Raw genomic sequence first — 15,146 nt, 5'->3', positions numbered from 1 at the left:
GCAACCTATGTCATCCCTCTTTTTCTGGTATTTCAAAATATCTTAAAATATACTCATAAACCTGTTCGATTGATGCAATGTCTTTAAAAATACCTTGTCCTTTACCGTATGCCAAAAATGGAACCGAGTTGTATGTGTGAGTTTTGACAGATAAATCTTCAATATTACCATGGTCAGAAGTAACAATTATGCACACATCAGCAGGAAGGTTCTCAATTATGCTGACCAAAAATTCATCCAATGTCTTTACAAGTTCTATTGCCTTTTCCATATCGCAAGAGTGACCTACGAGGTCTGTCTTAAAGTGCTCAAATAGTACAAAATGGCTCTTTTTCAAAACATTTAAAAGATTTTCTGCTGCTTTTTTGGGTGAAAAAAGCGGAACATCATAGCCACTTTGTATTAAGATCTCATTTGTAATATCGCAGTACACACCCTCACCCTTCAAAAGGTGGTCTAAGGTTTTTAACCTGACTTCTGATGTCAAGGCCATATAGCTTGTGACAGACATCTTAAAGTCTTTGTCATTTAATAGCTTTTGCAAATATTCGTCTCTGTAAACATTTGCAAAGTCAACTTTAAAGCCATTTTGTTTTAGAGTTTTGAATATATTCTTCTTATCGATGATTCTCTTGAGGCTTGGTGTAATCTGACCGTTTATGTGAAAACCAACCTCTTTCGCAGCGTTTATCCCTGAGTAAATTGTAACCTGGCCTGTTGCACTCTGGGGAAGGCCTGGGGTTTGCAATGTAGCATCTAAAAATCTCACAATTCCCTTTTCTAAAAATATGTCATATGATTTAGGATGATAATAAAAAAAGGGGTTGTGTGCTTTATTCTCCCCTTTTCCAACACCGTCTAAGAATATAAAAAGCAGCTTCATTTTATCTATCACCATCAAACGTATTTATAAAATCGTCAAGCTCTTTTTTAGTCTTCTCAAGTTCAAGCTTTGTGTTCTCAAGCTCTTGATTAAGACTTAGAATAATTTCATTTAGCTTTTCAATCTGTTCTGTTTGCTCAGCTATTTTTTCTTCCGCCTCTTTTAGCTTTTCTTTGTATTCCTCAATTTCTTTTTGATATTTCTCAGTATCATTTGATTGAGCAGATAGCTTTTCTTCGCAAACTTGAAGATGTTTAAAATACTCATCTGTAATCAAAAATGCTGTGAGCATAGCAGAAAGCGATGTACTAAGGTGCGGTTCATTTGCCACAACCTCAGACATCTTTTTGTTTATAAAATTTGCAATTTTCATTATGTACTCTTCATCTTCGTCAGTTTTTAGTACATAGTTCATCCCCGCAATCTTTACTTCTATTCGCTTTAAGTTATCATCTCTTCTGATATTCTCATCCATTCCCCATACATCCTTAAAAGCTTTATAAGTGTTGTTATCTATATTATAGTTTTTTTTCATATTCATTGCAATTGAGATTTGGAGAGAATAGTATCAAATAGACTTGATATAGTTTTTTCTAAGGTCCATCTAATCAAATTAATAGTTTAAACTCTTTTTTTGCACTTTTATCTCAAATCGTCTTCAGGTATGTACATAAAATACACAAAATAGAAAGACAAATTTTGATAAACTTAGTGTAAAATATTTATAGGACTTGAGATGGAAAAAATGCTCCCTCCTCTTGGGAAAAATGAGAGAATGATATAAAATAATGAGTAAAAAAAAGAAGAAGAAAACTGAAAGGAAAAACAAACCAAAGGAGGGAGCAAAATGTTTGATAATATTATAGCAAAAATAGAGGAACTTTTAAATAGATTTGGAGAAGGGATAATGGAGATATTAAGAGGTGAGAAAGATATAGCGATGTATTCAATGGAATTGAAGGAGAAGATGGATGAGATAGGGAAGGAGATGATAAAAGAGGCATGCGGACTTGTAGATGAAATTGTAAGGGATGAAAAGAAGAGGAAGGCAAGGTATGAGGTTGTAAGGAAAGATAAGAGGAGCATAAAGACAATATTTGGAGATGTGGAATATATAAGGACGTACTACAAGAATAAAGAAGAGGGAGGGTATGTGTATTTAGCAGATGAAATTTTGGGGATAGAGAAATACCAAAGAATAGACAAAGCAGTCAAAGCAGCAATAGTTGAGAAGGTAGTGGAAATGTCATATGAAAAAGCAGCCAAAGAAGTATTAGGAGAAGAGAGAATTACAAGACAAAGTGTAATGAATATTTTGAGGAGGATAGAGGCAGCTCAGTTAGATAGAATCGAGCATAATAAAAAAGGAGTTGCAGGCAGTAAAAAAGTGGTAAAAGAACTTTATATAGAGGCAGATGAAGATCATATTTCGTTACGAGACTTGTCAAGAATTTTGTGTTTCCATTTCATAGCGTATATTGTAGAGCTGTAATATATTGTAACTACATTTTTTAAGAATAGGTACTCCGTTTTTCCACTTGCCCCGACGCAAGTTTTCTCTTTGTAAATATATGTTTATCTCTAAAACTTCTACAGATTGAAAATAACCACCGGAGTTTATTCTTATCTTTTCAATCATACTGTTTACGCTTTCTACAGCATTAGTAGTATAAATGTACTTTCTTAAATCTTCAGGATACCTCATATGTGCAAGATAGAACTCTGCTTTTTCGCAAATACCTTTTATGAATCGAGGATATTTTGAGGAGTATTGCTCACAAAGAAGTTTGAACTTTGAAATAGCTTCGTCAAAATCAGCAGAGGAAGTTCTTAGTTTATCAAGCTCTTTGTTGAAAACGGAAGCATCATCTTTTGCCATATGTTTTCTGACATTGCGTTGAAGGTGAACAAAACATAGTTGATGGTCGGCAAGGGGATAAGCGAGTCTAACAGCATCGATAATGCCTGGAAAATCATCGCTTACAACTATTAAGACTTTTTTAAGACCTCTTGTAATTAAGTCGTCAAAGACTCTCATCCAATCGGCTTTGTTTTCTTTGCCGAAGAAAGTGTAGATACCGAAGATATCTTTTTTGCCTTCTAAATCAATGCCAAGCACGACATAGCAAGTAGCTTGTTTAACTTTTGAGTTATCTTTAATTTCGCAATGGTAACCGTCAATGATAAGAGCAAAAGCACTTTCAGGAAGTTCTCTTTGTTTGAAAAGTTGAAGCTCGTTTTTAAGATCGCTTTTGATTTTTTCGATTTCGTCTTCAGAATAAGGCAGATTCATGCTTTTAAGAGTTTGGACAAGAGAACTTTCTGAGTAACCATTGGCGACTAAAGACATGAGCAGGTCAGTGTATGAGCTGTCAACCCTTTTGTAGCGGTCAGGGAGAATGGAAGGTCGAAAGTTACCAGAGCGTGTGCGAGGAACAGAAATTTCAAGGCTGCCAACAGGTGTTGCAAGTTTTCTGCCGTAAAAACCATTGCCTTTATCGTTTTCGTTTTTAGCAAGGTAAACAGTTCTTTCTGATAACATAAAGCAATCGAGCAAGTTTTCCAAAAGCTGTTTTAAAGCTGAGCGAGTAGGATCATCTTTGGAGCAATACATATTTAATACTTGCTCGATAGCCATATTTTTAGCGGTTTCAAAAATTTCATTTTTCTCCATAATCGTGAGCCCCCCTTTGGTGATTATTTCAACACTAATTATACAGTGGACACAATTTTATTTTAACTCCCTTCGTTACAAAACGGAGAATGGAAGATAGCGAAGCTTGCGTACATAAATGAGGGATATAAAGAAGAGGAAGGGGTTGTCAAAAAGAAGGAATTGAAAGGAGTGCATTATTTTAGCAGTATTAAAGAGAGACCAGAAGATTTTTGGTCAAAAGTAGGTGAATATATAGAGGAGCACTATGGAACGGAGAAGATAGAGAAGATATATTTGTTAGGGGATGGAGCGGCATGGATAAAGGAAGGGCTTGAATGGATAGTGGGTGCAGAATTTGTATTAGACAGGTTTCAACTAATGAGAGAGGTAATCAAAATAAGCGGTGGAGATAAGAATATATTTGCTGGGATAGTAGAAGCATTGAGGGATAAGGATAGAGAGAAGTTTGAGGGATTGGTAGCTAAAGCGATGGAAAAGGCTGGAGAGGACAAAAGAGCGTTGAAGAGGATAAGTGAAAGTAGGAGATATATAGCCAATCATTGGGATAATATAGTATTAGAGTTAGATAATAGGGTTATAAAAGGATGTAGTGCAGAAGGGCATGTAAGCCATGTATTAGCAGATAGGATGAGTTCAAGACCAAGGGGATGGAGCGAACAAGGAGCAGAAGTGATGGTAAGGTTATTGAGCTTGAAGTATAATGGTGTAAACTTGAAAGAAGCATATTTAAAAGAGATTTGTAGCAAGGGAGAGAAAGAAGAAAAAATATTGAAAGAAATTGTGAGAAAAAATGTTAAGAAGATAAAGAAACAGATTGAGGAGACGAGGAATAATGTGCCAATTTTAGCAAGAGGAAAAGTTGATTTGACGTTTAGAGTACTGAAAGGTCTAAGTACTGGAGATTTCTTAAATGCAGTCGTATTTTAATAAAAAATTTCCCTACAAACTCTTGACACTATCTTGATAAAAAAATATATTGACTTTTTTTTATTTTTCTATTAAAATAAGTCTATAATTTCTATTGAAATGGTTGTTAATGTTGTTAATTTTTCTTTCATATTAAAAATGAAGACTTATGAGAGTCTTTGAAAATATTACTGAGTCCAAATTTAGTTTGTTTGTTCAATAGTAATACTAATCCTTCTTATTATTTTATATTCTGCTATTTGTGATAAATTATGATATATTCCGTTTCTACATATATTTTTTTTATGTAATTCTACACTTTATCGTTAATATTTATAGCTCATGAAAAATAGATAGAAATAAAGGTAATATTAGGTTAATAGGTAATATTGACTATTAAAAATGGAAGTTATAACTATTACAGGGTGTATATACACAACTGAAATATATTGACAGAGTTATAAAATTCCTCAAAACAAGAGGTATACTTGTCGAATAGTTTCAGAGATAGCTAAGCAGTAAAGAATACCCTATTATCCTTGTAACTTTTATTCTCCAAGCTTATGTAGCAAGTGAAACTTTTCAAATCATCACTTCTAAAATAGAAATTATATTACATAACGGATTAATTTCTATTACGGAGAAGGGAGGATATAAATAAAAAGTGTGTGAGCTATATAATAAAGTGATATCAAGTCCTCTGGTAAGTGTTATAATTCCAACTTACAATAGAGAGAAGTTATTACCAAACGCTATTGAATCTGTAATAAATCAAACCTATGGTAATTGGGAATTATTAGTTGTTGATGATAGAAGCACAGATAATACCAGAAAAGTAGTTGAAGAATACATAAAAAGAGATAAAAGGATAAATTACATCATAAATGATAGAACTAAAGGGCCAGCAGGTGCAAGAAATTGTGGGATTTATAAATCGAAAGGTAAATATGTAGCGTTTTTAGATTCCGATGACGAATGGATCGAAACTCACTTAAGTGAGAGTATTGAAGTATTGGAAAATGAAAATATAAATGTCTGCTTTTCATTATGGTATGAAAGAAGATCAGGTAAATTAATCAAATGTGATGAAATTGGGCATCGGAAAAATAGGCTTGAAAAAGTGATTTTAGATTTAAATCTTATAGTAAAAGGTAAGTTGATATTTTTCGATGATAGATTTTATGAATATAACTTACTTCAGCAGGTTTATTGTTACCATATAAATACGATGGTTTTTAATAAAAATATTTTGGAAGTTACAGGCATATTTAATGAAAAATTATTTTGCAGTGAAGATATAGATTTTATTTATAGGGTATTATATAATTTCAATTTTTGTCTTATAAAAGATTACCATTTCATTTACAATCAAGGCAATGATAATCTATACTTCTTTTTAGATCGTTCAGCTGTTAATTTGGAAGAAATAATAAATAATAAAACAATTGTTGATAAACTAACAAGAGAGGGTAAATATAAAAATTACATGCGTAAAATAAGAAAAGAATTTATAAAAAAATCAAACAAAATTAAACACAAGAAAATATGCATTCAAGAACTTAACAAGTTAATAGAAAAGAAGTATTTTACGTTAGGCTATATAAACAGTCGAGTAAATAAGATAAGAGCGGTTCGCTATTATATTATATCATTATTCTATGAATTTAACTTTGAAAAAATAAAATTTATATTAAAAACTATTTTTATGCACCGTTTTTGTAAAATAAAAATTGACCCTTCAAGATTTGACTTAACTTAATTAAAGAACTAAATTAAAAAGTTTTCAAGGGGGTATAACTTAATGAAAAAAGTATTCTTACAATTCGGTTCTGGGTTAGGTCCCATGTCTCGATCCCTTCCAATAGCAGAAGGGTTACAAAGAGAAGGATATATCGTAAAGTATTTTGGATTTGAAAATGCAAAACCATATATGAATAAAATGGGAATTGAAGAGTTATCAGAAAATTTTAATATTAGGGATATTAAAAAAGGAGTGCAAACTCCTAATTGGTATTGTGCAGAACAATTTTGGGAAATAATAGGATATGGTAATATAGAATGGGTAGAAAAAAAAGTTGAAGAATTAATAGAATATTTAAGAGATTTTTCTCCTGATTTTATAATATCAGACCTTGGTATATTAAGTTGTATTGCTGCAAGAATAATGGATATACCTTTGATAGCCATAACTCAAAGTTGTTATCATCCTAATATTGCTTTTGGAAGAATAAGATGGTGGGAAGAAGAGCAAAATTTAAAATTTACATTAACTGAAAAATTAAATAACTATTTTAAGAAAAAAGGTGTTTCACAATTAAATTCTTTTGAAGAAATTTTTACTGGTAGATTAACCATAATTCCTAGTTTTCCTGAATTTGATCCAATAAATAATCCTTCAGAATTTAACACATATTATGTTGGTCCCATATTATGGGATCCATTAGAAATGGCTAAAGAAGAGTATATAAAATTGTTTAACAGAGATAAATATAAGCCTACAATTTTTTGTTATACAGCAAGATTTTATGACAATGTTGGTGAAAGTGGAATTATTATTTTTAAAACATTACTTTCAGCATTAAAAGAATTTGATGCTAACATTATTTTTTCTACAGGGAGTGATTCGGACAGGAAAATAGCAAAAGAGATTTTAAACTCTTACGGAATTGATGAAGAGAAATTTAGCATTATTGATTGGGTTCCAATGGGAATTGCTTATGGAAACTCTGATGTTGTTATCCATCATGGAGGGCATGGAAGTTGTTTAGGTCAATTTTTGTATGAGGTACCCTCATTAATTATACCAACTCATACTGAACGAGAGTATAATGCAAGAATTTGCACCAATATGGGAGTTTCTAAATTTATAAAAAGAGAAGACATTGAAAAAGCAGATATATTAGCTGAAATTGCTGAGATTCTAAGTAACTCAAGTTTTAAAGAAAGATTGCACTTTTGGCATGCTAAACTAAATGAATATAATTTTACAGGCGTAAATAAAGTTTTAGAATTGATTCAAAAATTATAAAAAGGTGAATGATAAATGATGATAGAAGTACTACAAGAAGGTTTAAACATTGATGTTTTTAACATATCTAATTTATACGAAAGTATAAATTATATTAACAAAATTTTTGATATTAGTCTAAAGTATGAAAAAGATGATATTTTTTCTATTCCATTTTTAGAAAGATTGGTTTTAATTGAAAAACTTAGCAGTTTTTCTAAGGTAACACCAATATATAACTCAAAAATTCTAATACTTTATATTTAAAAGATGAAGGAAATTATGGGTTTAGCGTAAAGATGAGATCTGTATTAGGTTTGTTTATAAGTGGTGTTATAGCAGGACAAATAAAGTATAATACGACTATAGTAGAATCCTCTTCTGGAAATACGGCAATAGCAGAAGCATTTATTGTAAATAAGTTATTAAAAAGGTATAACATAAAATTTAAAGCAATAATTGATTCAAGAATTGTTAATAGCGATGAAAAATGTAAAGGAAAAAGAATTATGAGATTGGCAGATGATGTTGAAATTATTCCAATAAGTAAAGAAGACCCATCAGCAGTTAATGATAGACTCAAAAGAGTAAATGAACTTAAGAAGCTAAATAATTATTATGTACCAGATCAATATGATAACCCTTACGCAATATTTGGAACTTACTTTTATTTAGCACGTGAAATTGATGAACAATTAAGAAGAATGGGAATCAGTTGGATAAATTTAGATTACATAGTAAACAGTATAAGTACAGGTGCACATTCAATAGGAATAGGTCTCTTCGCTAAACAAAAGAATACGAATGTGAGAATTATAGGGGTTGAACAGTTGGGTTCAGGAATATTATGTGACCCTTTTTGTTTAGATAGTGATGGTAGAATACCCATACCTTATTTAGTAGGTGGAGCAGGACATAGATTTCCAACTTATAATGTTGTAAGGTCATTGAAATTAAAAGATTTTTGGTTTAAATGTGCCAAAGTTAGTGATAGAATATCTTTTCAAAAGTGTTTTGAGTATAAAGAGAAATATAATTTATGTATTGGACCCTCTACCGGTATGTTAATTGCAGTTGTAGAAGCTATAGCAGAATCTGAAAAAAATAAAAATTTTCTTGTGATTTCTCCTGATAGTTTTGAAGATTATCCCTCATTAAATACATGGTACAAAATTAAAGCTCTGGAGGAAAAGGTAATAAGTGAAAGGCTTAATGGATTTGATTATAGGAAACATTTGGCTCAAAATGTATATTTTATGGATGTATACAATTATGCTGAAGGAATAAGAAAATATAGAACCTATATGAGGGGGATATTGAAATAAAAATGTATAAATTTGACTTTTTTACTGCAGGACAAGGAGGAGTTGATTCAAAAATCTTAAAAGCACTTGTTCAACCAATATTTCCCTCTGTCCATGAAAATTTTTTAGAGCTTATTAACACCCTTAAATCTAATTTGAAAATTCTTTTTTTTGCTGATGAAGATACTAAAGTTGTGCCTATTGCAGGCACAGGAACAGCATCTATGGAAATAATTATATTAAATGCAATTGAAGAAAATGAGAAAGTAATGGTTGGTGTTAATGGTTTTTTTGGTGAGCGTATATGTGAGATAGTAAGGAGAAATAGGGCAATTCCTATACCCATAAAAAAGGAATGGGGAGAAATAATAACTGTCAATGATATTGAAAAAGTCTATAAAGAAACTAATGCTAAAATACTCTATTTGGTGCATGGAGAAACTTCTACAGGAGTGTTACAACCTTTGGAGGAAATAGGAGAATTTTGCAAAGATAATAATATTCTTTTTTTAGTTGACGGTGCTACGACAATAGGAGGAGTACCATTTTACATGGCTAAGTGGAATGTTAATGGAGTGTTTACAGTATCTCAGAAATGTTTAGGGGGAATACCTGGAATTTCTATTATAGCTATAGATGAACAATATCAAAAGAAGATGAAAAATTTAAATAGTAATTTCAAAAGCTTTTATTTAGATTTAAATTTGATTCTAAATGATTGGTACCCTCCTCGAATATATCATCATACTCAACCTTATTCATTACTTTCTTCTTTGAATAAGTGTATTGAAATCATAAAAAGCGAAGGAATAGAAAATAGATGGAAAAGACATATAAACAATATGAAGGTTTTAGTTAAGGGATTAGAAATTTTAGGATTAGATCTTTTTGTAAAATCTGAAATGTATAGATTACCGACATTAGTAACATTTACCTTAAATGGCCTAAATATTGATGATTTTGTCTGTTTCATGAAAAATAAGTTTAGTATATATATAAGTAAAGGTTTAGGAAAATACTCTCATAACATGGTAAGATTGGGTTTGATGGCCGAGAACTCATATAAAAATAAAGTCATTTATATACTATTCTGTATTTATATTTATTTAAAAGCGAGAGGAATAAAAGTTGATGAAAACACATTTTTCGAGTTCATTAAAAATTCTATTGAAACTTGATAAATACAAAGTATACTAAAATAACCGCATCTAATAATTTTAATAGTGGAGAGGTAGGATTTAAATGTGAATAAAAAACTAAATACTTTTTCACTAGCATGGCCAATATTTATTGAAATGTTCTTAAAATATTTAGTAGGTTATATAGGAGTATTTATACTTAGCAAGTATTCCGATGCTGCTGTAGCTGCTGTTGGAGTATGTAATCAATTAAATTATTTATTGATAATTTTATATAGTGTAGTAAATTCTGGAACTTCTATTATAATTATTCAATATCTTGGAGCGGGCAAAAAAGACTACGTAGAAGATATAATTTGGATATCTCTATTTGTAAATTTTATTTTTGGTGTTATATGTAGTATAGGTCTTGTCATCTTTTGCCCTTATATACTGAGTTTAATGGGTCTTAAAGGAGAGATACTTATATATGGTATACAGTACTTGTGCATAACAGGTAGTATGTCGTTTATTCAATCTGTTAGTACAACTGCCTCTTCTATAATAAGGGCTTTTAAGTATACAAATATTTCTATGTACGTTATGGTAATAGTAAATATTTTAAATATAATAGGTTCATATATATCTATTTTTAGACCCTTTGGTATTCCTCAATTTGGTGTTAGAGGTATAGCAGTATCCGCTGTTTCCAGTCAATTTATAGGATTAATTATTCTATTATCTATTCTTAGACATAAAATAGAACTAAAATCTGTAACTAAGCTATGTAGATCGAATTTATCTAAAATAATATCAGAAATTTACAGATTGGGAATTCCTTCAGCTGGTGAAGTGTTGGTTGCTCATTTATCACAGTTGACCATTACATCAATTATTTCTCTTTTAGGATCCAATGAATTAATAACAAGAACCTATGTTTTTAACTTATTACTGTTTATCATGATGTTTTCAAATTCTATTGGTCAAGCAACTCAAATATTAGTCGGACATTTTGTAGGTGCTAAAGATACAGAACGTGCTTATAAGATAGGTATAAATAATTTGAAGTATGCCATACTTCTTTCGGGAAGCAGTTCTATTGTATTTGCTGTTTTGGGAAAGAATCTGCTTAATATATTTACCCATAATCAAGCAGTTATACAAATAGGCAGAAATCTACTTACAATTTCAATAATACTTGAAATTGGAAGAAGTCTTAATTTAGTTGTAATTAATGCTTTAAAAGGCTCTGGGGATGTAAAATTTCCCGTATTTATTGGAATCTTCACAATGTGGGGATTTGGAGTATTATTTTCATATATTTTAGGAATATACTTTAAATTAGGCTTATATGGTGTTTGGATAGCATTTTGTATGGATGAATGGATAAGAGGAATTATTATGTTGATGCGTTGGAAATCTAAGAAATGGATATATAAAATAGTTTTAACAAGTAGTAACGATAGTAATATTAGTTATTAAATATAATAGTTGTTATTTTACAAAATAAATTTATGTAAAGTTGGATAATATGCTATTTGAGCATATAGCAGAAGAGGTTTCGAGTTTGCTAAAAAAATTTATAATTTTAACCTCATATAGAAAAATTATTTAGAAAAACAAAGACAAGATCCTTTTAAGACAAAATATGAATTAACCAAAAACTAAATAAAAGCAGAAGGCAGTCCCTTTATGAGGTTATTTAAAGACATAGGACAAGAAGGTAAAAATTTTTATTTTTGATGAAAAATATATCCTATTGCAAAGTGAAAGAAATGGTAACTCAGAAAAATATGACATTGCGCTTTCTGAAATTCAAACGGAATGTGATAACCACGACCTATCGAAATCAAAATTAAAACAAGAAAAAGCAATTTATCCTTTAAGAAACTTGTTAAAAGATTTAATAAGAACAAAATCTTAAATTAGACAGTCAAATAATAGACTGTGCCGATGTTAAAGCTGTTTTGCCTGAAGTGTATTGGGGATGGTATGAAAATGATAATTACTAAATTTGAATTGAAAGTTACATAATATTAGACTTCGGAAAAGCAAAAGTAAAGATTTATTTAATATTTAAAAGTAGAATGTGAGAGTGAAAGGAAGGCTAAAATTGAAATCTTGTTCTTTGGTGAAATAAAAAACATTCTTACTATTGAAATATTTACCCTCTGGGGGTAAAATCAAATTATTAAAATCTTCAAAAGGAGATTGAAACCTTATGTATATTGCTGATCCAAACAGATACAATAATATGCTCTACATTCGCTGTGGAAAAAGTGGCTTAAAACTTCCTGCTATCTCACTTGGTTTTTGGCACAATTTTGGAGACAGTGACCCATTTGACAACATGCGAAGAATTGTTCAAAGAGCTTTTGATCTTGGAATAACATACTTTGACCTTGCAAACAACTACGGACCACCACCAGGTGCTGCTGAGGAAAATTTTGGCAGAATATTTAAGCTTGATTTAAAACCTTACAGAGATGAAATAATTGTTGCAACCAAAGCAGGCTACAAGATGTGGGATGGTCCATACGGAGATTGGGGCTCAAAAAAGTACCTTCTTGCAAGCTTAGACCAAAGCCTTAAACGAATGAACCTTGACTATGTCGATATTTTCTATTCGCACAGACCAGACCCAGAAACACCAATTGAAGAGACAATGGAAGCTTTGTATCAGGCAGTGCACAGCGGAAAAGCTTTGTACGCTGGTATATCAAATTACAATTCCGAACAAACTAAAATAGCATATTCAGCTGCAAAACAAATGGGGCTAAGGCTAATAGTAAATCAAGTTCGATACAATATGTTTGCAAGAGATGTTGAAAATGGTCTTTTTGATACATTAAATGAGCTTGGTATGGGAGCTGTGATATATTCTCCTCTTGCCCAGGGGCTTCTGACAGATCGTTATTTGGATGGAATCCCTGAAGACTCAAGAGTAAGAAAATCAGGAGTATTCTTAAAAGAAAGTGATATAACACCTGAGAGAATTGAAAAAGTTAAAAAGTTATCTGAGATTGCAAAAAGGCGTGGTCAGACAGTTTCACAGCTTGCACTTTCGTGGATTTTGCGAAACAAAGTTGTAGCATCAGTCATTGTTGGTGCAAGCAAGGTATCTCAGATTGAAGATAATGTGGGTTGTATAAATAATCTTGAGTTTTCAGAAGAAGAATTGAAAGAAATTGAGGAAATTTTGAAATAATCATTATTTTTCTTTTAAAAGGAAATGGGCTGCTTTTCTTCAATTGGAATAGGCAGCCCCTGATTTTTTAGTTTATACTATGCGCTTCTTAAATAATCAATTTTCTGTTACTATATCGATATAAAATTTCAAATTATTTCATCAAACACTCCACTAATTGTTTTGCCTTCTTTAAATAAGCTATAACTCTTTAAATCTTTTATTACAAATTCGTATTCAATGTCAAAAGGTTTTATTTTTACTTTCCATGTACCAAACACTTTACCTTTGATTGTATTTATAAAATTATACCTCATAACACTCCAAAAATATCTATAGGGTTGTTCTTGGTTTGTAGGTTTTATATCAATGTTTATTGTAAATACAAGTTTTTCCTCGGGATTATACCATTCCATTGACACTTGGATTTCCTTTTTAATATTCTTAGCTTGACACCACACAATTATAAATTCATCTAATTCACTAAACACTTTTTTTACATTCACTGGTTGATAATTCTCGTCTAAGCCATTACAAGAACAAATCGTAACAATTTCAATCTTGCTTCCCTTCCTTCCTTAGTTTTCTGTTACTTATTCTCTTTGATACGAATTTGTAAACATAATAACCCAGCAACCCAAAAGCAGCTACTGACCAAAGCCATTCAATTTTTAAGGCTTTTAGTGCTACATTTATTAAACCTCCTAAAACAGGTATAACAATGAACCCTGCTAAAATAGTTATGAAAATAATGAATACTATGTATACCCGAAAAAGAATATCCTTTACTTTGAATCTTTTACTCATGACATTTTTTCCTTCCCTATTTATATCTATATTTAATACGCTCCTCCACCAATAAGTTTGTGCAATCCATGCTCTACTTTTGTTATGGCATTATCAATTGCTTTACCCACTTTGGTATTATCAAACCACCTTTCTACACTCGCTATTTTGTTAGTAACACTCGCAATCACACTTACTGTGCCTTTCCCGAAAAAATATCCTTCACCCATACCTTTCAATACTCCACTTACTGTTTTACTTGCAACCTTTCTCTCAAGCATTGTAAAACCACTTGTGGCAGCTCTGTAAGCTTTTACTCCGCCACCTATTCCACCTGCTGCAATTGATACTATGTTTGTCAACGTATTTTCACGCAAATCATTGGCAATAGAACTCACAATGTGATGAGCTACTTTTTGAATACTATTCATATTAACCCCTCATCCTCCTTTTAAAGTGTAAATGTATAAAATTTTCTGTAATAAGTTTAAAAAAAAAAAAAAAACAAAATGTCAATACTAATTTACTGTTATAAAAATGGACTATCCAGAATGGATAGTCCATAAAAAAGTTTTTTTAAAACATCTTATACATTTCCTTCTTTGTCCCGAAGAATTAGGCAAAACTCAGTAGCCTCATCTAAAACTGTGTGCCCGCAAACATGACAGATATACATTTAATCTCTACATCCTTTCCTTCTTTTGCGCTATCCTGAGCCATTTTGAAAAACTGTGCATGAATCTTTTCTGCCTCAATTGCAAAGTGAAAACTTCTTTCAGCATCTTTTTCGTTTTGATATTTTGCGGCGTTTAAATATACATTATACATTTGATTTACCTCAAAAAGCTCACCATCAATCGCTCCTTGAAGATTCTGGACTGTTGTGCCAACCCCAAATATTGCATCTGACGCAACCATATGCCCACCTTTGACATCACCAAGAACCCTAAAATGGTTGTTAGCATGAACTTGTTCAGCATAAGAAATTGCTCTAAAGAGCCTTGCAATATTTGGAAAACCTTCTTTTTCAGCAATGTCACCCCAAAGCAAATACCTCATGTGAGCCATGCTCTCTCCACCATATGCAGATCTCAAAAATCCTATTGTCATCTCATTTTTTACGCTCATAAATCAGGTCCTCTTTTAAAATAAATTTCATTTCTTTTTTACCCATCAAAATCTTCTTTAAACATAATTTTGCGAAAATATTTCGGCAACATTCCCAAAACATATTTAAAAAGTAACTTCCAGCCATTGACTGTAAAATTATATTAAGGT

General features: G+C 31.2%; 13 protein-coding genes and 3 pseudogenes. 9 read left to right on the top strand and 7 right to left on the bottom strand.

Features of this window, described 5'->3' with window-relative positions; genetic code table 11:
• Nucleotides 1-10 precede the first annotated feature (10 nt).
• Complete coding sequence (locus PGC14_RS00795; protein WP_039764669.1) at nucleotides 11-898, bottom strand: alkaline phosphatase family protein; 888 nt, start codon at nucleotides 896-898, stop codon at nucleotides 11-13.
• Nucleotides 885-1,358: a cell division protein ZapA gene (locus tag PGC14_RS00790; RefSeq protein ID WP_039764666.1), complete on the bottom strand. Its 474-nt coding sequence runs from the start codon at nucleotides 1,356-1,358 to the stop codon at nucleotides 885-887. The genes PGC14_RS00795 and PGC14_RS00790 overlap by 14 nt, the downstream gene beginning before the upstream one ends.
• Before the next feature lie 372 nt (nucleotides 1,359-1,730).
• On the opposite strand from PGC14_RS00790, the pseudogene PGC14_RS00785 reads away from it, so the two are divergent.
• Nucleotides 1,731-2,321: pseudogene (locus PGC14_RS00785) on the top strand (UPF0236 family transposase-like protein); the annotation flags it as partial.
• A 6-nt stretch (nucleotides 2,322-2,327) separates the two neighbouring features.
• On the opposite strand, the gene PGC14_RS00780 reads toward PGC14_RS00785, so the two are convergent.
• The gene (locus PGC14_RS00780) at nucleotides 2,328-3,557 is read right to left on the bottom strand and encodes an IS256-like element ISCsa2 family transposase (RefSeq protein WP_271629274.1); all 1,230 of its coding nucleotides are present in this window, start codon (nucleotides 3,555-3,557) and stop codon (nucleotides 2,328-2,330) included.
• 72 nt (nucleotides 3,558-3,629) lie between these two features.
• Between PGC14_RS00780 and PGC14_RS00775 the strand changes: the two are divergent.
• The 8 genes and pseudogenes from PGC14_RS00775 to PGC14_RS00740 form a co-directional block, all read left to right on the top strand.
• Nucleotides 3,630-4,487 (top strand): annotated as a pseudogene (locus PGC14_RS00775) (ISLre2 family transposase); the annotation flags it as partial.
• 643 nt (nucleotides 4,488-5,130) lie between these two features.
• Nucleotides 5,131-6,225, top strand: coding sequence for a glycosyltransferase family 2 protein (locus PGC14_RS00770; RefSeq protein ID WP_271629273.1), 1,095 nt, complete (start codon nucleotides 5,131-5,133; stop codon nucleotides 6,223-6,225).
• Nucleotides 6,226-6,267: 42 nt separating this feature from the next.
• On the top strand, nucleotides 6,268-7,494 hold the full coding sequence (locus PGC14_RS00765; RefSeq protein WP_271629272.1) for a glycosyltransferase: 1,227 nt from the start codon (nucleotides 6,268-6,270) through the stop codon (nucleotides 7,492-7,494).
• A gap of 18 nt (nucleotides 7,495-7,512) precedes the next feature.
• A complete protein-coding gene (locus tag PGC14_RS00760) occupies nucleotides 7,513-7,740 on the top strand; it encodes a hypothetical protein (protein WP_271629271.1) in 228 nt (75 codons plus the stop codon).
• Nucleotides 7,741-7,772: 32 nt separating this feature from the next.
• Nucleotides 7,773-8,798, top strand: a complete 1,026-nt coding sequence (locus tag PGC14_RS00755) for a pyridoxal-phosphate dependent enzyme (RefSeq protein WP_271629270.1) — start codon at nucleotides 7,773-7,775, stop codon at nucleotides 8,796-8,798.
• 2 nt (nucleotides 8,799-8,800) lie between these two features.
• Nucleotides 8,801-9,955: a pyridoxal-phosphate-dependent aminotransferase family protein gene (locus tag PGC14_RS00750; RefSeq protein WP_271629269.1), complete on the top strand. Its 1,155-nt coding sequence runs from the start codon at nucleotides 8,801-8,803 to the stop codon at nucleotides 9,953-9,955.
• Nucleotides 9,956-10,021: 66 nt separating this feature from the next.
• Nucleotides 10,022-11,377, top strand: coding sequence for an MATE family efflux transporter (locus PGC14_RS00745; RefSeq protein ID WP_271629268.1), 1,356 nt, complete (start codon nucleotides 10,022-10,024; stop codon nucleotides 11,375-11,377).
• Between the two features lie 739 nt (nucleotides 11,378-12,116).
• Nucleotides 12,117-13,103 (top strand): aldo/keto reductase, encoded by a 987-nt coding sequence (locus PGC14_RS00740; RefSeq protein WP_271629267.1) that lies wholly within the window; start codon nucleotides 12,117-12,119, stop codon nucleotides 13,101-13,103.
• Nucleotides 13,104-13,231: 128 nt separating this feature from the next.
• Here the strand turns inward: PGC14_RS00740 and PGC14_RS00735 are convergent, their stop codons facing one another.
• The 4 genes and pseudogenes from PGC14_RS00735 to PGC14_RS00720 all read right to left on the bottom strand — a co-directional run bounded on the left by PGC14_RS00735 (nucleotide 13,232) and on the right by PGC14_RS00720 (nucleotide 14,996).
• Entirely contained in the window at nucleotides 13,232-13,588 is a 357-nt protein-coding gene (locus PGC14_RS00735) for a hypothetical protein (RefSeq protein WP_237738198.1), read from the bottom strand.
• Nucleotides 13,589-13,637: 49 nt separating this feature from the next.
• Nucleotides 13,638-13,889, bottom strand: coding sequence for a hypothetical protein (locus tag PGC14_RS00730; protein WP_039765172.1), 252 nt, complete (start codon nucleotides 13,887-13,889; stop codon nucleotides 13,638-13,640).
• Between the two features lie 32 nt (nucleotides 13,890-13,921).
• A complete protein-coding gene (locus tag PGC14_RS00725; RefSeq protein WP_039765170.1) occupies nucleotides 13,922-14,299 on the bottom strand; it encodes a hypothetical protein in 378 nt (125 codons plus the stop codon).
• Between the two features lie 145 nt (nucleotides 14,300-14,444).
• Nucleotides 14,445-14,996 (bottom strand): annotated as a pseudogene (locus PGC14_RS00720) (rubrerythrin family protein).
• Nucleotides 14,997-15,146: the final 150 nt, after the last annotated feature.

Source organism: Caldicellulosiruptor sp. DIB 104C, from assembly GCF_028198085.1.
In the GTDB taxonomy this organism is placed as follows: domain Bacteria; phylum Bacillota; class Thermoanaerobacteria; order Caldicellulosiruptorales; family Caldicellulosiruptoraceae; genus Caldicellulosiruptor; species Caldicellulosiruptor saccharolyticus.
Note: the sequence above shows the minus strand (reverse complement) of the source record. Positions and strands in the feature narration are given on the sequence as shown.